Annotated in this window: 17 protein-coding genes; 9 read left to right on the forward strand and 8 right to left on the reverse strand. The window is 41.9% G+C overall.

From position 1 onward, the window contains the following. Window positions 1-410 precede the first annotated feature (410 nt). The 4 genes from ACWF5P_RS22070 to ACWF5P_RS22085 are packed head-to-tail and all read left to right on the forward strand — an operon-like array spanning window position 411 to window position 4,267. The gene (locus ACWF5P_RS22070) at window positions 411-1,385 is read left to right on the forward strand and encodes an iron-hydroxamate ABC transporter substrate-binding protein (protein WP_434168284.1); all 975 of its coding nucleotides are present in this window, start codon (window positions 411-413) and stop codon (window positions 1,383-1,385) included. 22 nt (window positions 1,386-1,407) lie between these two features. Beyond that, window positions 1,408-2,415 (forward strand): FecCD family ABC transporter permease, encoded by a 1,008-nt coding sequence (locus ACWF5P_RS22075; protein WP_101225699.1) that lies wholly within the window; start codon window positions 1,408-1,410, stop codon window positions 2,413-2,415. Next, window positions 2,408-3,430 (forward strand): iron chelate uptake ABC transporter family permease subunit, encoded by a 1,023-nt coding sequence (locus tag ACWF5P_RS22080; protein ID WP_434168283.1) that lies wholly within the window; start codon window positions 2,408-2,410, stop codon window positions 3,428-3,430. Before ACWF5P_RS22075 ends, ACWF5P_RS22080 begins: the two co-directional genes overlap by 8 nt. A 15-nt stretch (window positions 3,431-3,445) precedes the next feature. Beyond that, window positions 3,446-4,267, forward strand: coding sequence for an ATP-binding cassette domain-containing protein (locus ACWF5P_RS22085; protein ID WP_434168282.1), 822 nt, complete (start codon window positions 3,446-3,448; stop codon window positions 4,265-4,267). Between the two features lie 320 nt (window positions 4,268-4,587). On the opposite strand, the gene nagE is transcribed toward ACWF5P_RS22085, so the two are convergent. Continuing rightward, the gene (gene nagE, locus ACWF5P_RS22090; protein WP_434168281.1) at window positions 4,588-6,498 is read right to left on the reverse strand and encodes an N-acetylglucosamine-specific PTS transporter subunit IIBC; all 1,911 of its coding nucleotides are present in this window, start codon (window positions 6,496-6,498) and stop codon (window positions 4,588-4,590) included. A 299-nt stretch (window positions 6,499-6,797) separates the two neighbouring features. On the opposite strand from nagE, the gene nagA reads away from it, so the two are divergent. From nagA to ACWF5P_RS22110, 4 genes are read left to right on the forward strand one after another with little or no spacing between them, the layout of a single operon-like run. After that, entirely contained in the window at window positions 6,798-7,976 is a 1,179-nt protein-coding gene (nagA, locus tag ACWF5P_RS22095) for an N-acetylglucosamine-6-phosphate deacetylase (protein ID WP_434168280.1), read from the forward strand. Next, window positions 7,976-8,710, forward strand: a complete 735-nt coding sequence (gene nagB, locus ACWF5P_RS22100; protein WP_230178693.1) for a glucosamine-6-phosphate deaminase — start codon at window positions 7,976-7,978, stop codon at window positions 8,708-8,710. Before nagA ends, nagB begins: the two co-directional genes overlap by 1 nt. 15 nt (window positions 8,711-8,725) lie before the next feature. Continuing rightward, a complete protein-coding gene (locus ACWF5P_RS22105; protein ID WP_101225693.1) occupies window positions 8,726-9,448 on the forward strand; it encodes a GntR family transcriptional regulator in 723 nt (240 codons plus the stop codon). 34 nt (window positions 9,449-9,482) lie between these two features. Beyond that, entirely contained in the window at window positions 9,483-10,205 is a 723-nt protein-coding gene (locus tag ACWF5P_RS22110) for an SIS domain-containing protein (RefSeq protein ID WP_260359303.1), read from the forward strand. A gap of 683 nt (window positions 10,206-10,888) precedes the next feature. Here ACWF5P_RS22110 and ACWF5P_RS22115 read toward each other — a convergent pair. After that, window positions 10,889-14,005: an MMPL family transporter gene (locus ACWF5P_RS22115; RefSeq protein WP_452445298.1), complete on the reverse strand. Its 3,117-nt coding sequence runs from the start codon at window positions 14,003-14,005 to the stop codon at window positions 10,889-10,891. Then, window positions 14,005-14,469: a MarR family winged helix-turn-helix transcriptional regulator gene (locus ACWF5P_RS22120; RefSeq protein ID WP_101225690.1), complete on the reverse strand. Its 465-nt coding sequence runs from the start codon at window positions 14,467-14,469 to the stop codon at window positions 14,005-14,007. Before ACWF5P_RS22120 ends, ACWF5P_RS22115 begins: the two co-directional genes overlap by 1 nt. A gap of 169 nt (window positions 14,470-14,638) precedes the next feature. Here ACWF5P_RS22120 and ACWF5P_RS22125 point away from each other — a divergent pair, with 169 nt between their 5' ends. After that, window positions 14,639-15,163, forward strand: coding sequence for a YtxH domain-containing protein (locus ACWF5P_RS22125; protein ID WP_452445299.1), 525 nt, complete (start codon window positions 14,639-14,641; stop codon window positions 15,161-15,163). Window positions 15,164-15,481: 318 nt separating this feature from the next. Here ACWF5P_RS22125 and ACWF5P_RS22130 read toward each other — a convergent pair whose 3' ends face one another. The 5 genes from ACWF5P_RS22130 to ACWF5P_RS22150 form a co-directional block, all read right to left on the reverse strand. Then, window positions 15,482-16,372: a peptidylprolyl isomerase gene (locus ACWF5P_RS22130; RefSeq protein ID WP_452445300.1), complete on the reverse strand. Its 891-nt coding sequence runs from the start codon at window positions 16,370-16,372 to the stop codon at window positions 15,482-15,484. A 382-nt stretch (window positions 16,373-16,754) separates the two neighbouring features. Continuing rightward, window positions 16,755-17,828, reverse strand: a complete 1,074-nt coding sequence (locus tag ACWF5P_RS22135; RefSeq protein WP_434168276.1) for an extracellular solute-binding protein — start codon at window positions 17,826-17,828, stop codon at window positions 16,755-16,757. Then, window positions 17,825-18,628, reverse strand: a complete 804-nt coding sequence (locus ACWF5P_RS22140; RefSeq protein WP_034304873.1) for an ABC transporter permease — start codon at window positions 18,626-18,628, stop codon at window positions 17,825-17,827. Before ACWF5P_RS22140 ends, ACWF5P_RS22135 begins: the two co-directional genes overlap by 4 nt. 1 nt (window position 18,629) lies before the next feature. Further along, window positions 18,630-19,433: an ABC transporter permease gene (locus ACWF5P_RS22145; protein WP_101225717.1), complete on the reverse strand. Its 804-nt coding sequence runs from the start codon at window positions 19,431-19,433 to the stop codon at window positions 18,630-18,632. Further along, complete coding sequence (locus ACWF5P_RS22150) at window positions 19,423-20,532, reverse strand: ABC transporter ATP-binding protein (RefSeq protein ID WP_101225687.1); 1,110 nt, start codon at window positions 20,530-20,532, stop codon at window positions 19,423-19,425. Before ACWF5P_RS22150 ends, ACWF5P_RS22145 begins: the two co-directional genes overlap by 11 nt. Between the last annotated feature and the right edge of the window lie 34 nt (window positions 20,533-20,566).

Raw genomic sequence — 20,566 nt, forward strand, 5'->3', positions numbered from 1 at the left:
ATATCAGCCTAATTTAAAAGAATGTAATTGAGAAAGATTACCATGACACCGATAATGATAATCTTTCTCAATGAATATATCAACCATACACCGATAATTTTTCCCTATCATTTTACAAAAAGGGGCTTTCCCACCCCCTTTCCCCACCGATTTTCAAAGCCTTTTTGACATACCAAAAACATTACTATGGAAAATTATTCTTGAAATAATTGAAAATTAATTATATATTTAATAGCATGTTAAATTGATAATGATAATCGTTATCACTACCACGCGTCATTTTGTTAAGCTATTGTTAATTTCAACCGGCAAAGGAAGTGAAATAGATATTCAACCAATAAGGATTTGTTTTCGATCCTATGAAGCAGCGATAAATTATATTTAATATATTCAAAAAGGGGAATCGACTAATGAAAAAGCAATTATTCGTACTTGGAATGGCAACAGTATTCAGTTTAGGACTTGGAGCTTGCGGTAATGCCGAAAAGACTTCCGAGGATGCTTCACAGAAGAGCAAGGTGACAGATACGGCGAAAAAAGAAGCAAAGTCCCAAACCGTCACATATCTGGATAAGGAGTATACAATCCCAGCCAAAGTCACCAGTATCGCCACTGCTAGTTTAGAATCAATGGAGGATGCAGCCATATTAGGGATTAAACCTTCTGGTGTTGTTACTGTAGGTGGAGAAATACCTGAATATTTGGCTAAAGACCTCGAAGGTGCTAAGTCGATCGGTGAAAAAATGCAGCCGAACTATGAAACTCTTCTTGGGATGAAACCTGATGTGATCATGTGGTCTTCTAAATCCCCAGCTAATGTGACGGAACAATTGGAAAAAGTGGCGCCAACATTCCCTTATTCACATATTTCGACAAATTGGGAAGACAACCTGCGGTTAATGGCCAGCCTTGCCGGAAAAAAAGATCAAGCTGAAAAAATCATCACAACCTATAATGATGACGCCGCAAAAGCAAAACTGGAAATTGGTGAAAAACTGAAGGATAAAAAGGCTTTAGTGGTGAGAATCCGGAACGGCAGCCTATTCCTATATCCTGAGGATGTATATTTCAACCCAGTAATTTATAAAGATCTAGGCTTGACTGTCCCTGAAGAAATTAAGCCTATTAAAGCACAAGAAATGATTTCATTAGAAAAATTTGCAGAACTGGACCCAGATTATGTCTTCTTGCAATTCTCGGAAAGTGAAAATGCACAAAAACCGGAAGCGTTAAAAGATTTGGAAAATAACTCCATTTGGAAGAGCATCACGGCAGTAAAAAACAATAAAGTGTTTGTAAACTCGGTTGACCCCCTTGCCCAAGGTGGAACGGCTTGGAGTAAAACAGCTTTCCTGAAGGCTGCAACGGAAGAATTAGCTAAATAAACAGTAAGGTGCGTTGATTGATATGGCAAAAACAAATTCATTACCAATAATAATTCTTTGTATGGCACCTCTATTGATTTGCTTCTCCATCGTATTATCGATTTTATATGGTGCCAAAAATATAGATTCCATAACGGTATGGAATGCCATTTTCCACTATGACTCTAGTAACGTTGACCATACGATCATTATGGCTTCTCGCTTGCCTAGAGTTTTAGGTGCCCTACTCGTCGGGGCATTTTTAGCCATATCAGGAGCACTCATGCAGGGGATGACAAGAAATTATCTTGCATCCCCTTCAATCATGGGAGTGACGGATGGCTCTGCTTTCGTAATTACACTTTGTATGGTATTTGCTCCAGGTATGTCTTCATTCCAAATGATCCTCTTTTCCATGTTAGGTTCTGCATTGGGAGCCGGAATTGTCTTTGGTTTTGGGTCGCTGCTTCCAAATGGATTATCACCCGTTCGATTAGCCATAATCGGAACTGTGATCGGGACATTTTTAAGCAGTATTTCTGCTGCCATAGCATCCTATTTCCAAATTTCCCAGAATGTAAGTTTTTGGTATAACTCGAGATTGCACCAGATCGATCCCAATGTACTAAAATTGGCGATACCGTGTGGAATGGTGGGAATCATCCTCGCCCTATTCATCTCAAAATCCATTACGATATTATCTTTAGGCGAAGAAATTTCCATCAATTTAGGTCAGCGCACAAAAATAGTAAAAGCTGTGGCCCTCCTTTCCGTCATTTGCTTAACGGGAATCGCAGTGGCGCTTGTAGGGAAAATCGGTTTTGTTGGACTTATCATCCCCCACATCACCCGGTTTTTAATTGGGATAGATTATAAGTGGATCGTTCCATGTGCTGGGGTAATCGGTGCGGTTTTTCTAGCTCTTTGCGATGTCTTGAGCCGGTTTGTTAATTATCCATTCGAAACCCCCATAGGAGTCGTTACTTCCCTGATCGGCATTCCTTTCTTCCTGTACTTAATTAGAACGAGAGGCGGAGAAAAGAATGGATAAGAATACTCGGTGGCGCTTCACCATCACGATGACCATCATTTTATGTTTAATCGTTATTACAAGTTATTTTAGTTTGATCTCCGGTACATTCGACATAACCGTCAAAGCTGTCCTTCAGACATTATTCAGGGTGAATCCAGTTTCCGATTTTGATTTGGTCATCTTTGATTTCAGGCTTCCCCGCATTGTGATCGCCGGTTTGGTGGGAGTGAGCTTAGGAATTGCAGGGACTGTCATTCAAGGGGTTACGAAAAATGGCTTAGCCGATTCCGGTATTCTCGGTATTAATGCCGGTGCTGGTACGGCCATTGTCATTTTCATGTTTTTCTATCAAGGTCAAAACAGCGGCTCGGACTGGTTATCCATTATGAGTTTTCCGCTATTCGGTTTGGTGGGCGGGCTTTTGGCAGCCCTATTGATTTTCCTTTTCTCTTGGAAGAATGGCACCCTGGACATGGGCCGCCTTTTACTGACCGGAATCGCCATAGGCTCGGCATTTGGTGCCCTTTCCTTATATTTATCATTAAAAATGAAGTCAACCGATTTTGAAATGGCAACGGTTTGGCTTTCAGGAACGATATATGATGCGAACTGGAAATACATCGCATCGATGTTACCATGGATGATAGTCCTGATTCCGATTATTAAGAAAAAGGCGTATTTACTGGATTTGTATCAGTTGGAAGAATCGAGCGTTAAAAGTTTGGGGGTTTCAGTAGAAAAGGAAACGATCATCCTTTTACTCTGCAGCATCGGATTGGTGGGCGCCTCCGTTTCAGTATCGGGAAATATCGGATTCGTAGGTTTAATGGCTCCCCACATAGCAAAGCACCTTGTAGGTATCCATCACAATCAGGTAATTCCAGTATCGGGAGCAATTGGTGCATTGCTGGTGATCGCATCCGACTTTATCGCAAAAACCGTTTTTGCACCGGCTGAATTGCCAGTTGGGATCGTCATCTCAATTATTGGTGTCCCATATTTTCTTTATTTACTAATTAAAGCTAAAGCGTAGAAGGAGAGATGATCAGTGAGTATTCTCCGCATGGAAAATCTAGAAACGAATTACGAGAAATTCACGGTGTTCAAAGACTTGAACTTGGAAATAAAAGAAGGCCTGGTCACTACCATCATTGGTCCTAATGGCTGTGGTAAATCCACATTACTGAAAACGATAGGCCGCATTCTAAAGCAAAAGAGCGGAAGCGTTTTTTTACAAGGTCAGGATTTACATAAGATCCATACGAAGCAGATTGCCAAGCACTTGGCTCTACTTCCCCAAAACCCGGTTGCTCCAGCCCAATTGAAGGTAGAGGAGCTTATTTCATATGGAAGGTATCCGCACCGCAATAATGTAAATAAATTAACGAAAGAAGATAAAGAAACGATTGAATGGGCCATGGATATCACCAAAACCCTTTCATTTAGAAACCGGGAGATCACAAATCTTTCCGGTGGTCAAAGACAAAAAGTTTGGCTAGCGATGGCTTTAGCACAGAAAACGGAGATTTTATTATTGGATGAACCGACCACCTACCTTGATATGGCTCATCAACTGGAGGTTTTGCAGATAGTTGAAAAGCTTAATAAAGAACAAAAAATAACGACTGTCATGGTGCTGCATGATATTAACCATGCGTCCCGGTTTTCACATGAAATCATAACGATGAAGGAAGGTGAAATCGTTAAAATCGGTACCCCCACCGAAATCATTACACCTCCCGTTTTAGAAGAAGTCTTTCGTATTCATGCAAGGGTCATGATAGATCCTGCCAATGGGGCACCCGTTTGCTTTGGTTATGACAATTTATCACAGCAAGAAGTATATAAAGAAGCCGTTTCATCCAATTGAAAGTTGTGCTTCTAAAAGTGGTTCGGAAAACGTATATTTCATCAAATGATAATCCCTAATCAACTGACCCAAACCAATTCCTCAAGTTTGGTTTCCATCTGAATTTTAAAAACATAGTTGATTGGAGCGAATGTGTGAGACTCAGCAGGCGCAAGCCAAGGAGGCTCCACGATCGCCCGCGGAAAGCGAGTTTCTTGAGCGGAAATCAACATCCAAAATGTACAAGCCATAAAAAAAACTGCAGGCAAACTCGCTTTTCTTTGAGTTTGTCCACAGTCTAAAGGGATGTCGACAATGTCGACATCCCTTTTTCGATAAATTTATAGTTTTTCCAACTTGATGATATCTGGTGTATTTTGTTTCTGGATCCCTGACTTTTGCAATTTCACTGCCGTTCCTTCAGGTAAGTTAGTGAATATAATAGGAGTGACCGTTGATGGGGCATTCCGTTTTATGAAATCTAAATCAATTTCCAAAAGAGGTGTTCCTTTTGTTATTCTTTGACCCTCTTGTACAAGAGATGTAAACCCTTCTCCATTTAATTTAACCGTATCTAAACCAACATGGATCAAAATTTCCAGACCATTATCCATTTTCAATCCCAGTGCATGATTTGTCGGGAAGATACTTAGCACTTCCCCATCGATTGGGGATACTAGTTTTCCGTTGACTGGCTCGATAGCAAAGCCATCCCCCATCATTTTCATAGCAAACACTTGATCGGGAACTTGTTCTATCGGTAAAACGGTTCCTTCAATTGGAAGGACAAAGTCATTTGCACCCAAAGCTTGGTTTTCCTCTACAATATCCTCTGCCAATTGTGCAGATGGAACTGCTTTCACTTGGCTTGGGTCGACGCCATTCTTGACAAGTTGTTTCATTGCATTTGCAACGAATTCAACATTCGTTCCAACAATGACCTGCACACTCGATTTATTCAACTTCATGACACCGCGCGCACCATGCCGTTTTAAGGCTGCTTCATTCACATTTCCTGAATCGGCCACTTGTAAACGCAAGCGTGTTGCACAGTTATCAATTAGCTTTATATTCTCTTTACCGCCAAGATCTTGAATGAAAAGCGATCCCATATCGGTATATTTATCCCCTGTTTTCACAATAGTTTCTTCTTCCACTTCTTCCTCATCGTCTTCACGGCCAGGTGTTTTTAAATCCATGACCTTGATGACAAAATAGAAAATCACGAAGTAAACTGCCGCGTATACTAAGCCAATCGGTATTAACCATAGCGGTTTTTGCGCAATACCAAAGTTCAAGAAATAATCAATGGCTCCTGCGGAGAATCCAAAACCATGATGGATATCCAATATAACAGCAAGTGCCAGGGAGACCCCGGTTAAAAGGGCATGTATTACATATAACACCGGTGCGATGAACATGAACAGAAATTCAATCGGTTCAGTGATTCCTGTAAGGAAAGAAGTGAAAGCTAACCCAACAAGCATCCCCGTCACCAATTTACGTTTCTCTTTCTTTGCAGCTGCAATCATCGCTAATGCCGCAGCTGGAAGACCGAACATCATGATCGGGAAAAAGCCGGTCATGAAGGGCCCAGCAGTCGGGTCCCCTGCGAAGAAACGATTTATATCACCTGTAGCTCCATTGTACTCACCAAAGACGAACCAAACCATACTATTCAAGACATGATGTAGGCCTACTGGAAGCAATAAGCGATTCAAAACGCCGAATACGCCGGCTCCCAATGCCCCTGCACCTGTAATCCAGTCACCAACACTATTGATTACATCTTGAATCGGCGGCCAAACAAAACCGAATATTGCCGCAAGTATAATCATCGCAAGCGAAGTGATGATCGGGACGAATCGTTTCCCTGAAAAGAATCCAAGCCATTCAGGGAGTCTTATGTCGGAGTATCTATTATATAGAAGAGCGGCAACTATACCGGATATAATACCGCCTAAAACAGCCATGTTGATATCTTTATTAATCGCTTGTGTACCATTCGTTAAAACAAAGTAACCAACAAGACCTGCCAATGCCGCAGCACCGCTTCCATCTTTGGATAATCCAATCGCTATACCTAAAGCGAACAATATGGCAAGATTATCAAAAATGGCTTGTCCCGAGGCAGCCATAAATGGAATATTGAGTAAATCCGGTTGCCCTAAACGAAGCAATAAAGCCGCTGCTGGCAAAACAGCAATCGGTAACATTAAAGCCTTACCTATCTTTTGTAAAAAATTTAACATCGAACTCATCTCCCTTGTTCCTAACTTCTTTTGATTCAGCAGAACGAAAAGACGTATAAAGCGTTTTCATTTTATCAATATAATAACTTTTCTTTGGCTTATACTAGCACAGAAAATATATAGATGTCTATACCAATTCACTTAAAAATATACTATTTTCTTCGAAAAAAAAGCAAAAAATGCTTTTTTAATCCTGATATACCCCAACTGGTCTAGACAACTTTTAATAAAAACGATAAAATGAGGGCAAAATATATTGACTCATTCATTAAGTTTTACTTTCATAAAGGAGATTATGTATGAAAACATTCATTATTAATAATCTAATAGTTCATAGCGAAAAGGAAACATACAAAAATGGGTATATTAAAGTCGTGGATGGAAAAATTGCCGAAGTTGGTCCAGTCAGCCAATACAAACAGGACGATGATGCCGAGGTAATTACTCTTTCACCGGATTATCAGGTAATTCCCGGTGCGATCGACATCCACATTCACGGAGCCTCCAATTCCGATGCAATGGATGCCACAAATGAAGCATTATCCACAATGGCAGAGACTCTTCCCAAAGAAGGAACCACCAGCTTTCTGGCCACTACAATGACTCAAACTGCCGAAGCCATTGAATCAGCACTTCTTAATGCTGGTAAATATATCGAAAATCAATCTCAAGAACACGCTGAAATAATTGGAATCCATTTAGAAGGTCCTTTCATATCACCGGTCCGTAAAGGAGCACAGCCTGAAGAGCATATCGTTGACCCTGATGTCACTCTATTTAAAAGGTGGCAGGAAATGGCCGAAAATCAAATCAAGCTTGTAACGCTTGCTCCTGAACAACCAAACGGATTAGATCTTGCCGCTCACTTAAAGGCAACTGGCGTCGTCGCTTCCATTGGACATTCAGATGCAACATATGACCAAATCGATGAAGCAATCCAAGCAGGGACTACCCACGTTACACATCTTTATAATGGGATGCGGGGACTCCATCACCGTGAACCCGGTGTTTTGGGAGCTGCTTATCTTCGAGACGAGCTATTTGTTGAACTTATTGCTGACGGCATTCATTGCAGGCCGGAAATGATCAAGCTGGCATATAACCAAATTACCAGCGAACGAATGATCTTGATAACGGATTCGCTTCGTGCCAAATGGCTTGAAAAGGGAACCTATGATTTAGGCGGTCAGCCTGTGTATGTTAACGAAACGAAAGCAACGCTTTCAGATGGTACACTAGCCGGCAGTATATTGAAAATGAACGATGCCATCAAGAACACAATGGAATATACCGATTGTTCCATGACTGACATTATAAAAATGACGGCGGAAAACCCTGCCAAACAACTTCGGATTTTTGACAGAAAAGGAAGCATCCAGGTCGGCAAAGACGCCGATCTTGTAATATTGAATGACCGCTTGGACGTTGAAATGACGTTCTGCAGAGGAAATATAGCTTTTAAAAAGGAGAATGTATAATGAATATCATACAAGTGCAGGACTACATGGAAATGAGCCGGACAGCCGCAGAAATAGTGATCGGAAAGGTCAAAGGAAATCCTAATATCAAATTGGGCCTTGCAACAGGCGGTACCCCTAAAGGAATGTACGATAATTTGATTGAAGATCACGTGCGCAATCATACATCTTATGAACATGTAACGTCTTTTAATCTTGACGAGTATATCGGCTTAAAACCAAATGATCCAAACAGTTACCATTATTATATGAATGACTCCCTATTCACTCACATCAATATAAATAAAGAGCGCACTCACCTGCCAAATGGCACAGCAGATGACACGAACGGAGAATGTAAAAGGTATGATGAAATGATAGATTCCGTCGGAGGGATCGATCTTCAGATACTTGGCATTGGGCAAAATGGCCATATTGGTTTTAATGAACCTGGAACTTCCTTCACATCAGGAACTCATGTCGTGACACTCGAGGATTCAACGCGCCAAGCGAATGCACGTTATTTCGATTCCATAGACGAAGTTCCTACACATGCAGTTACGATGGGCATTTCAACAATCATGAAAAGCAAAGAAATTCTGCTGCTGATATCTGGTGAAGAAAAAGCCGAAACACTGAAGAAATTGATACACGGTGACATTTCAGAGGAATTCCCTGCATCTATCCTAAAAAAACATAATAATGTTACAATTATCGCAGACCAAAAAGCGTTATCCGGAGTATTAATACCCTAAAAGGAGCGAAAGTCGATGATTGATAAAAACTCACCTCTTCCGATTTATTTTCAAATCGAAGAACAAATAAAAAGACAAATAGAAAACGGTGAGTTCCAAGCGCACGATGCCCTTCCATCTGAACGTGAGTATGCCGAGCAATTCGGAATTAGCCGGATGACCGTCCGGCAAGCCATAAATAATTTGGTGAATGACGGATACTTATACCGTCAAAAAGGAAGGGGAACCTTTGTCGCCGATAAGAAGTTGGAGCAGCAGCTCAATGGGTTGACCAGTTTTACCGAGGACATGAAAGCCAGGGGTTTGAACCCAAGCAGTAAGCTGCTGAGCTTTGAAATCATTCCGGCTGATAAGAAGATTGCCAGTGAATTGCACATTTCCCTTTATGCTCCCGTTTATGAAATAAAACGCATTCGGTTGGCTGATGATGTTCCAATGGCGCTCGAGACCGTGTACATGTCTGCCAATTTAATTAAAGGATTAACGGAAGAAATCATTAACCTTTCTCTTTACCAATATGTGGAGAACTACGTTAAACTTAAAATAGACTATGCTACACAAACGTTGGAATCATCGATTGCTTCTGAATTAGAAGTCACCCATTTAGCGATTCCAAAGCACTCACCCATATTATTCATTCAAAGGCATACGTTCCTGATAGATGGAACTCCCCTTGAATATGTTAAATCGGCTTATCGTGCGGACAGGTATAAGTTCAGTATCAAAATAAGCAGATAAAATTGAATATTTTCAATCGGAGGGTGTCACATATATGAACTCATACTTTGAAGAAGTGCAGGCTTTACTCACAATTGTGGAAGAACAGGAAAAGCAATCAATTAAGGAATCTGTGGAACATATCGCAAAAGCAGTGATGTCAGATGGAATCATCCATTTATTCGGAAGCGGGCACTCTCATATTTTGACCGAAGAGGTATTCTACCGGGCAGGTGGGTTAGCGGCAATTCGTCCTATTTTCGTTGAAGATTTGATGCTTTTTAAGGGTGCTTCAAGATCATCCCAACTTGAACGGCAAAATGACCTATCAGAGAAATTCATGCATGATGAAGATATCCGTCCTGGTGATGTCTGTATCGTCATTTCATCATCCGGCGTAAATCCCGTTCCCATAGATGTCGCCACTATCGCAAAAGAAAAAGGGGCCTTCGTCATTGGACTAACATCACCGGAGTATGCAAAAAGTTGTCCTTCACGGCATAAACAGAAGCATTATCTCCACGATGTCGTTGATTTGGTCATAGACAATCATATTGCCAAAGGTGACACATTACTGAAATCAAATAATATACCATTTGGTTCTGGATCGACCGTGGTCGGGGCCGTTCTCCTCAATATGATTTTCACGCAAGTCATCCAAACGATTATTGAGTCAGGGGAGACCCCTCCCGTATTCCTAAGCAGTAATATCGAAGGGGCAGATGAACACAATCAAAAGATCATCGCGAAATATAAAACAAGAATCCCCCAATTATAAATCGATTTAGACAAAAAAGAATACATAATTAAAGAAGGCATCCATGCGGATGCCTTCTTACTGTAGACAAACTCAAAGAAAAGCGAGATTGTCTGCAGTTTTTTTAGTTGAATATGTTTCCGGAGCCGCAGTTATTCGTCATCCGGAGCTTTTTTCGGCCGTCCACGCAGCTTTTCGTCCTTCAACACACTTTTTTTGGCCGTTCACGATTTTATTCGACCTACCACGCTCTTTATTCGACCGTTCACGATTTTATTCGACCTACCACGCACTTTATTCGACCGTTCACAATTTTATTCGACCTAGCCCGCTCTTTATTCGACCGTTCACGATTTTATTCGACCTACCGCGCTCTTTATTCGACCGTTCACGATTTTATTCGACCTACCACACACTTTATTCGACCGTTCACGATTTTATTCGACCTACCACGCTCTTTATTCGACCGTTCACGATTTTATTCGACCTTCGCATTCCGAAGCATTTATTTGCGGAACACTCATTAAATTCGCTCCTTTTCACCAACTGTCTGCCAAGCCCCCATCAAAGCAAGCAATCTAGCGGAGTTATTCGGCCAGGAGTGTCGCAAATTTATTCTATCTAGGGAGGTTCCATCCATTCAAGAACCCCCATTCAGTCGAAAAACTGAAGGCATCCATTCGGATGCCTTCTTTAATTTAAGTTTATTCCTTATTTTTCAAAAACGGCCACCAATTCGCGTTTCCGAACGTCGCAACCATCACTGGAATAAACAATGGCAATATGACAAACGCATATAAAGCAAGCCCCACCAATATTAAAGTGGCTATCTCCAAGAGCGATAAAACTCCTGCTGGCATCATGGCAGCAAAGGTTCCGCCAAGAATTACGGCTGCCGAGATGATCACCGTTCCCATTTTTCTCATGGACAGTAACATCGCTTCCTTGACCGGTTTATCCTTCCATTCGTTAAAGCGATCCATCAAGAAAATGCTATAGTCAATGCCAAGAGCAATCAAGATGACGAAAGCAAAGAAAGGAACTGCCCAGCCGATGCCGGCGTAACCGAGAATATTAACAAAAAGCAACTCGGTAATGGCTGCCGCTGTATAATAAGTCAAAACGAGCGATACAATCAAATAGATCGGCATGACCAGGGATCGCAGCATGAAAAAGAGAATGATGGCGATACCCGACAGCATCAAAACGACCGTCCGAGAGAAATCCTCCTCAGACATCATGCCCAAGTCATGATGTGTACTTGTGATTCCCCCTATCGCCACTTGCGCATTTTCTAGCTTTGTATCTTTCGTTACTCTTTCAACGGTTGCCTCGATCGAATCAATTTGCTCGATTGCTTCATTGGAATATGGATTCGCCTTGAACACCACATCCATGGTCATGGTTTTACCGTCTTCAGATAAATACGCGTTCAATGCTTCCCCGAATTCTTCGCTTTCGACTACTTCTTTGGGAATGTACATGCCTGTTACCGTTTTATCCGTTTTTGCCAGCCCTGATAAATAACCCTGTGCGGACGATAGTCCATCATGGACTTCATTCAGGCCATCGGCACTTTCATTTAAGCCATCTGTCAAATCAGTAAGTTGTCCGCCGAGGCTTGAAAAACCATTTAGGAGTTCTTGCTGCCCATTACTTAAGCTGGTAAGGCCGCCTTTAAATCCTGACAGATTATTTATGACTTCCCCCTGACCATTGGCCATCGTGCTTAGACCTTTTTGTAAAGTGTCAACACCTGAAATCAATTGGTTCAGGCCCTCCCCGAGAGATGTTTGACCGTTTACGATTTGTGCCATATTTTCGTTCGCCGTATTCAAACCGCCGGACACTGAACCAAGATTCCTATTTAGCTCGGCAAGGCCTGCTGCCATGGGCTCCAAGCCACCCTGTGCCCCTTGCACTGTTTGCTTAATCGTTTGATAGGACTGATCCGTCTGTAATTCTGGATGAGTGGCTTCCATTTGCTCAAAGGAAGGATTTAAGCCAGCAAGGCTTTGTGATACGCCCGTAAGATTAGTTTGAATCTCTTTGTATCCACCTGTGAGCCCACTTAGCCCATTAGCTGATTGTTTATAGCCTTCGAGGAGCTGTCCGCTTCCGGTGGCGAGCTTCTCCAAGTTTGCCTTGACCTCATTCAGTCCATTTTTTATATCCCCAGTCCCTGAAGAGCCATCGCGAATGCCTGCTTCAATGCTTGTTAACGCCTTCTCCACCTGGCCTACACCGCTCTTTAATTCATTGGTCCCGGATATTAGACCCCCTATTCCGTCCGTCGCTTGCTTCAACCGCGGTCCTGAATCTGAAAGCTCACTGCCTGCCGTTTTTAATCCATCACTTATTTGTTTAATGCCTTCATTTCCTTCTCCGATTCCCTTCTCCAAAGTTTCGGCCTGGTTCGCTACAAATAAATCCTTAATCGGTTCACCTGCCGGGCGGGTCATGGATCGAACTACATCGACTTCATCCACCTTGACGACTTCCTGGCTGATTTTTTCAGCAAGTGCGACGTACTCTTCCGAATCCATGCGTTCGTCATTCTTTATGACAATCTGTGTTGGCATGGATTGTCCCGGTCCGAATTCATCGGAAATGATATTAAATGCCATGATGGAAGGAACATCATCACCCGCTTCTTCAAGGGAGTTATATGAAATCTTCCCATCATACATAAACAAAAAGGGAACACAGACGATTGCAACGATCATCAGCGCCAACAATGGGCGGTTCATGGAGAAGTTACCGAGAATTCCCCATAGTTTACTTTCACTGTGCTCAAGTTTCCCTTTTGCCGGCCAGAATAGCTTTTTGCCAAGAACCGCCATGAAAAATGGAACGATCGTATAGAGGGCGATCATTAAAATGAAAACCCCTATGGCAACGGCCGCCGCAGATTGATAGAGCTTAAAAGTAGAAAAACCGATTGCCGCAAAACCAATCATTACGGTCAGCCCACTGAAGAAGACCGTCTTACCCGCAGTTCGGTAAGTCGCAACGATCGCTTCAGGCAATGACTCCTGTGAAGATAGCTCTTCCTTGAAACGACTAAGCAGCAGGATGCAATAATCAGTCCCGATTCCAAATAAAATACCTACCAGGAATATTTGGGTGTAAGACGAAATCGGAAAGTCCCATTTATCCACCAGGAATGAGACGATGGATTGTGAGCATAAATAAGTGAAACCTACCGTTACCAACGGAATGATTGGTGCCACCACTGAACGGAAGACTATCAGCAATACAGCCAGAATGAAGACAACCGTGATGCCTTCAGTTTTCTTCAGCCCTTCTTGGGAATTGGCATTAAGATCTTCATCGATCATCCAGCTGCTTGTGTAATAATGCTCGACATCCACTTGCTCCAGCTCTTTATAAAGGGCATCGATCACTTCCTTAGCTTCTCGGTCCCCCTTGACCATCGTGATGGATGTCAAAACCGTCGTTTCATTCTCCGAGACCAACTGACCTTTTAGCGAGGGCTCTTTAAAATGGGTCATGACCTCTTTGATGCCAAGCTCTGCTTTATTCTTTTCAAGGTTTTGGATCGCTATCTCAATCTCTTTCAATTCCGAGGAAGACAGCTTCTTATCACCATGAAATACGAGGGCCACTTGTGACTCATCCTTATCCTGGATCTCTTTCATTAGCTCATTGGCCATCCCAGAGGAGTACTCTGCCGGTACATCCAGCTGCCCCTTATTCCGGACAAGGTCCGCCATATTCGGTGCCGCAAACAATAGACCTGCCGTAATTGCAACCCAAGCGATAATGACCAGCCATCTTCCCTTTATGATCCCCCTCATTATATTTCCTCCCATTCCTCATTCTTCATTTGTATGAAAATTTGTGCAAGCTTCTCATATGTATCAAGGAATCTAACGATCTCTTCATAATCGAATTTCGTCATGATGCTCTCTACCAACTTATGAATCTTATTTTCCGTTTCCTGTAACAATGCTTCCCCCTCTTTTGAAAGCTTCAAGTGAAAGACCCTTCGGTCAACCAGGTCCTGTTCCCGTTCTATCAATCCTTTGCCTTCCAGCCTATTGATGTTGGATGTGACGGCACTCTTATTAACATAAAAGGCATCACTGATTTCCGTCGATGTACACAACCGCTGTTGTTGAATGAACCGTAAAGTATAGTATTGTTCGTTCGTCAGCACATCACAAATCTGGTCTTTTATTAAAAGCTCCCCCATCTTATTGACATAGAAGGAAACCTTCATATATCGATCAATCAATCCAGTAACTTTTACATTAGTCATCGTTGCACCTCCCAAAAAGTAGTTCAGTCATTTAACTATATGTAGATTACTATTGTTTTATTTATTATGTCAATCCCATGACAGTTTATTATTTCCAGTTTAACTTATGGTAAATAAGGGAAAACCCAAAGTAAGCATACAATCTACTATTCTAAAGGAGGAAATATAAATGACTCAATCAACTATCGAAACTCAAACGAATAGCAAACTTTTAAAAGGGATTCTAATCGGGGGGCTTGTTGGTGGTGCGTTGACCTTACTTGACTCCAACACAAGAAATAAAGTAAAGCGTTCAGCCGTCCTTTTAAAAGACAACTCCATGAATATGATTGAACAGGTCAAGGAAAATCCCGGCGAAATGAAGGAACAGATGGTATCAGGAGTCAAAGGGGCAACCGAGACGATTAAAGAGGCAATCAATGACGTCGAAACACTATATGAAACCGTCAATGAAGACGTGGTGGGTAAAGTATCAGAAGTAAAGGATATCTCCACTGATGCCCTTGGTACAGCGAAGGAAGCAACAAGTGAATTAAAAGACATCAGTTCAAAGGTGGTCGTAGCCGGTAAACAGCTGAAAGAAACGCCGTCACAATCATTGAAATCCGATATTGATAAAGGTGAAAAAGAGAGTGATGAAATCGTTAAAAAATCAGGATTATCCAATCAAAAGTCCATCTCATCCAACTTCTAATATATAAAAAAGCTGAGGCATTATGCCTCAGCTTTTATTATGGCTTGTACAATTTGGATGTTGATTGGAACGTAGGGCACTCGCTTTCCGCGGGCGGTCGTGGAGCCTCCTCGGCTTGCGCCTGCGGGGTCTCCCCTAGACGCACCTTTCCCGCAGGAGTCTCGTACCTTCCGCTCCAATCAACTCTGTATAAAATTCAGACAGAACCATACCTATGGAGTTGAAGGTGTTGCTTTGGGCCAATTGGATTGGGGACATCATTCGATGAAAGGTACACCATTACCCTTTTGTTTTTTCATATATCCTTCACTTGATACCTTAGTTAGAGTCCTCCAATTTATTCGTTATCTCATGGTCTTTTTTCACTTCAGCTAACCAAACGGGATATTCCTCTTGTAATCTTTCAGAAAGAAGCGTTTCTTTAATTACATCTTTACTGTCTTCTAAATTAGCTTTTTTTGCTTCCTTCTTACCGGTTACTTTTATGATATGGTATCCATATTCGGATTTAACTGGATCACTGACTTTATTTATATCAAGATCAAAGGCAACATTTTCAAACTCTTCCACCATATCGCCTTTCCCAAAATACCCCAGGCTTCCACCGTTATCCGCCGTTTCGGTATCAGTGGAATATTCAGCTGCCAATTTAGCGAAATCACCGCCATCTGCGATTTCTTTCGCAACCTTTTTAGCCGTTTTTTCGTCTTCGACTAAAATATGACTGGCTTCCACTTGTTCCGCTTGAGCAAATGCATCTTTGTTATCTTCAAAATACGTACTGATTTCTTCATCCGTCACGGTAATTCTCGGTTCTACCAGTTTTTTCGTTTGCAGATAAACTACGATGTCCTTTTTTAAGGCTTCCATTGAAGAACCGCTTGCTTCCAATTGCTCTTTTAGCGACTTTTCATCACCATAGGACTCTACCATAACATCGATTTCTTTCTGGATTTCATCATCCTTAATTTTAATCCCTGCTTTTTCCGCTTCCAATTCAACCAATTTATTCGTAATCAACAGGTCTAAAGTATCTGCTCCGTATCCCGCAACAAGCGCGTCATACAGCTCATCCTTATTGATTTTCTCGCCATCGATACTCGCCATTGTCTTATCCGTGGATGAAATCATCGCAAATGCCATGATCCCGCCAATGATTAAAATGCTCCCTGCCCAAATATATGCCTTCGTGCTCCTTAATAGTTTCATGAATACTCTCCCTTAATTTTTCTATAATGATAGCTTGGAATTATTAATTAATCCTTAAGATTTTAGTTCCACCTTCAATATGCACCAACACAATCATTATACTAACATACTTATATACCTACATATATTTTAGAGTATTTCCTTCTGCTACCATTTTACATTGAGACTTTGGTTGATCATTACAAAAAAAGATATTATACCGTTATTTCGCCTTTTGATAAATGGGTAACAGAGTGCAATTCGGCTTTCACTCGTGGGTTTGGAGCAAATACTCGTGAGTTTTGGACTTTTACTCGTGAGTTTGGAGCGAATACTCGTGAAACAAAGAATCGAAAAAGCATGGTGTACGTAGGGAATTCCTACACCATGCTTTTTTTGTGTGTTATTTACGATGCATCTTGAATTCAAGGAAGAGTTCGTTGTAATGGGCTAAGTTTTTCTTCCCCAGGTTTTCGTACACTTCCAGTTTCTTTGTCAGTTCCGGAGATGGATAGAAACGTTCATCCTTCACCACTTCTTCAGGCATATATTTCAGTGCTTCTTTATTAGGTGTCGAGTAACTTACATATTCCGCGTTCTGTGCTGCAACTTTCGGGTCCAGCATGAAGTTGATGAACTGGTGAGCCGCATCGACATTTTTGGTTGTTTTCGGGATGACCATATTATCAAACCATAAATTGGACCCCTCTTTTGGAACAACGTATTCAAGATCTTCGTTTTCAGCCATGATTTCAGAAGCAACTCCCGACCAAACAAGGCCAATCGCCGCTTCCTGGGCTTCCAATAGCATGCGGCTTTCATCTCCGACGATCGCTTTAATATTCGGGGTGAGGGCATCTAGCTTGGATTTTGCCTCTTGAAGGTGTTCTTCATCTATATCATTCAATGAATAATTCAAAGAGTTCAGGCCCATGCCCATCACTTCTCTAGCTCCATCCGTCAAAAGGATTTCATTTTTTAAATCTTTATCCCATAAATCCGCCCAGGCCGTTATTTCCTTTCCACCGAGCATCTTGGAATTGTAAACAATTCCAACCGTTCCCCAGAAATACGGCACGGAATATTTATTCTCCGGATCGAATGGCAGATCGATGAATCGCTCATCGATATTTTTCAAATTCGGAAGCTTGGAATGATCCAAGGGAACGAGCAAGTCTTCTTGCCTCATCTTATCGATCATATACTCAGATGGAATGGCAATATCATAAGTCGTACCGCCCTGTTCGATCTTTGTCATCATGGCCTCATTCGAATCAAATGTCTCATAAATGACCTTTATGCCCGTCTCTTCTTCAAAACGTTCGATTAGATCGGTATCGATGTAATCTCCCCAATTATAGATGGTAAGCGTATTTCTGCTCGTAAATCCCTGCGATGAATTCAATCTTGAAATCGCATATAGAAGCAAAGCCGATACGAGGGAGATGATCAAAAACATTTGGACAAGCCTTTTCATCGTTTCCCCCCCATTCCCGTTTGCCTTACACGTTGAGTTATAAAGTAATAAACGACAACCAACAGCAGTGTCACGACGAACAGCAGTGTCGACAGTGCATTGATATTCAATGAAATTCCACGGCGTGCCAATGAATAGATTTCCACAGAAAGAGTGGAGAAGCCATTACCGGTCACAAAGAACGTAACCGCAAAATCATCAAGTGAATAAGTCAATGCCATAAAAAAACCAGCAAAAATACCGGGTAGGATGTATGGAAGGATGACCTTCGTCAATACATCCCACCGGCTTGCCCCTAAATCCCGTGCCGCATCAATTAAAGTAGGGCTCATTTCCTGAAGTTTCGGAAGGACCAGAAGCACAACGATCGGGATACTGAAGGCGATATGCGACAACAGTACCGAGTAGAATCCAAGCTTGATCCCGGCCATCGTGAATAAAATCAGGAAGGAAGCACCGATGATCACATCGGGACTGACAATCAATACATTATTCAATGACAATACCGTATTCTTAGCTTTGCTGCTCGTAAAGGACCGAATTCCAATTGCCCCTATCACCCCGATGATCGTTGCGATCAGTGCAGATAATAAAGCAATCACAAGTGTATTCAATACAATGATCAACAGCCTTGTATCTTGGAACAGCTCCTTGTACCACTCCATCGTGAACCCTTTAAAGTCATACATCGTTCCACCGCTGTTAAAAGAGTAAAAGACTAAAAAGAAAATCGGTGCATAGAGTATGAGAAAAATCAAAACGAGAAACGCTTTTGATATTGGTGATAATTTATTGCCCAATTTACACACCCTGCTTTCGGTTACCCGTTACAAACATAATCAGGAACATTATAATAATCAAAAATACCGCAATTGTGGAACCCATTCCCCAATCCTGTGTTACAAGGAAGTGCTGCTCGATAGCCGTACCTAGCGTAATGACGCGGTTACCGGCAATCAGTCTTGTAAGCATGAACAATGAAAGTGCCGGGATGAAGACTACCTGGCATCCCGTCTTTACACCATCTATCGTCAATGGAAAAATGACTCGGCGGAATGTCATCCATCTGGACGCCCCCAAGTCATTGGCCGCATCCAGAAGGGTTGGATTCATTTTATCAAGCGCATTGAATATCGGTAAGATCATGAACGGGATGAAAATATAAACCGAAACGAATATGAAGCTGAAATCGGTAAAGAGAATCTGCTGCTTTCCGATTCCTACCGCCTCCAGAAAACCATTTGCCACACCATACGTGCCAAAGATACCAATGAAGGCATAAGCCTTCAAAAGTAAATTGATCCAGGAAGGCACGATAATCAGCAAAAGCCATAACTGCTTATGCTTGGTTTTCGTTAACAAATATGCTGTCGGATAGGCGACTAAAAGGGATATCCCCGTAATAAGGAACGCATACCAGAATGAGCTTAAAGTCATTTTTAAATATACTGGCGTAAAGAACTTTTGATAGTTAATCAAAGATAAATTGCCTTCAATATCAAAGAAGGAGTAGTAAAGGATCAACAAAATGGGTGCGATAACGAATAAAGCAATCCATAAGACATATGGTATGAAGTAAATATTACGGGATATTTTATTCTTCATGACTTTCCCCATCATGATACGCTTCCAGACGCTTATCGAATTCCTCTTCAGTTTCACCCAATCGCATGACATGGATGGATTCCGGATCGAAATACAGACCTATTTCATCCCCAACTGCCACTTTTCTCGTTGATTGGACAAGCCATTCATTTCCATCATGGTCATAGCAGCTGATTTCATAATGAACTCCGCGAAATAGCTGGGAGTCCACACGAACTTGCAGTTTCCCGCGATTGATGGAAGTAATCTCTAAATCTTCCGGGCGGATGACAATATCGACAGCCTCATTACTGTTCAATCCTTGGTCGACACATTCGAACTGTCTGCCGACGAATTCCACGAGGTAATCTTCAATCATTTTTCCTTTTACAATATTGGACTCGCCGATGAAATCGGCAACGAATCGATTCAGCGGTTCATCATAAATATCCGTAGGGGTCCCGCTTTGCTGGATTTTCCCTTTGTTAAGGACAAAAATCTCATCTGACATCGCTAATGCTTCCTCTTGGTCATGAGTGACGAAGATAAACGTGATTCCAAGCCTCTGTTGCAGCTCCCGCAATTCATATTGCATTTCTGTACGCAATTTCAAATCGAGGGCAGATAGCGGTTCATCAAGAAGGATGACTTCCGGTTCATTAACGATCGCCCTGGCAATCGCCACCCGTTGCCGCTGACCGCCGGACATTTCCCTGATCTCCCGTTTTTCATAACCCTCCAAATTAACAAAGCTGAGGGCTTCCTTCACCTTTATTTCCACTTCCGAGTTTTTCATTTTTTTAATCCGAAGACCAAATGCTACATTTTCAAACACATTTAAATGCGGAAAAAGTGCATAATCTTGAAATACCGTATTCACTTGCCTTTTATTGGCTGGCACATCATTGATCCTTTTTCCTTCAAAGTAAATATCACCTTTGGAGGCTTCCGTAAATCCGGCAATCAAACGAAGGATCGTAGTCTTCCCGCATCCGGAAGGACCCAAGAGCGTATAAAACTTCCCTCTCTCGATTTCAAAACTAACATTATCGAGAACTACCGTATCATCATCGAATTGCTTCGTAACCTGATCGAAGCGTATTATATTCCCATTTGCCATAGCTCTTCCCTCTCTCCATTACCTTACTCATCAA

It is taken from the genome of Peribacillus sp. NPDC055009 (assembly GCF_053608705.1).

What these genes read in the sequence shown, in the direction of transcription:
- ACWF5P_RS22080 (WP_434168283.1), top strand. Translation starts at nt 2,408, where the DNA reads ATGGATAAGAATACTCGGTGGCGCTTCACCATCACGATGACCATCATT.
- ACWF5P_RS22070 (WP_434168284.1), top strand. Translation starts at nt 411, where the DNA reads ATGAAAAAGCAATTATTCGTACTTGGAATGGCAACAGTATTCAGTTTA.
- nagB (WP_230178693.1), top strand. Translation starts at nt 7,976, where the DNA reads ATGAATATCATACAAGTGCAGGACTACATGGAAATGAGCCGGACAGCC.
- ACWF5P_RS22075 (WP_101225699.1), top strand. Translation starts at nt 1,408, where the DNA reads ATGGCAAAAACAAATTCATTACCAATAATAATTCTTTGTATGGCACCT.
- nagE (WP_434168281.1), bottom strand. Translation starts at nt 6,498, where the DNA reads ATGTTAAATTTTTTACAAAAGATAGGTAAGGCTTTAATGTTACCGATT.
- nagA (WP_434168280.1), top strand. Translation starts at nt 6,798, where the DNA reads ATGAAAACATTCATTATTAATAATCTAATAGTTCATAGCGAAAAGGAA.
- ACWF5P_RS22115 (WP_452445298.1), bottom strand. Translation starts at nt 14,005, where the DNA reads ATGAGGGGGATCATAAAGGGAAGATGGCTGGTCATTATCGCTTGGGTT.
- ACWF5P_RS22145 (WP_101225717.1), bottom strand. Translation starts at nt 19,433, where the DNA reads ATGAAGAATAAAATATCCCGTAATATTTACTTCATACCATATGTCTTA.
- ACWF5P_RS22105 (WP_101225693.1), top strand. Translation starts at nt 8,726, where the DNA reads ATGATTGATAAAAACTCACCTCTTCCGATTTATTTTCAAATCGAAGAA.
- ACWF5P_RS22150 (WP_101225687.1), bottom strand. Translation starts at nt 20,532, where the DNA reads ATGGCAAATGGGAATATAATACGCTTCGATCAGGTTACGAAGCAATTC.
- ACWF5P_RS22120 (WP_101225690.1), bottom strand. Translation starts at nt 14,469, where the DNA reads ATGACTAATGTAAAAGTTACTGGATTGATTGATCGATATATGAAGGTT.
- ACWF5P_RS22130 (WP_452445300.1), bottom strand. Translation starts at nt 16,372, where the DNA reads ATGAAACTATTAAGGAGCACGAAGGCATATATTTGGGCAGGGAGCATT.
- ACWF5P_RS22110 (WP_260359303.1), top strand. Translation starts at nt 9,483, where the DNA reads ATGAACTCATACTTTGAAGAAGTGCAGGCTTTACTCACAATTGTGGAA.
- ACWF5P_RS22125 (WP_452445299.1), top strand. Translation starts at nt 14,639, where the DNA reads ATGACTCAATCAACTATCGAAACTCAAACGAATAGCAAACTTTTAAAA.
- ACWF5P_RS22135 (WP_434168276.1), bottom strand. Translation starts at nt 17,828, where the DNA reads ATGAAAAGGCTTGTCCAAATGTTTTTGATCATCTCCCTCGTATCGGCT.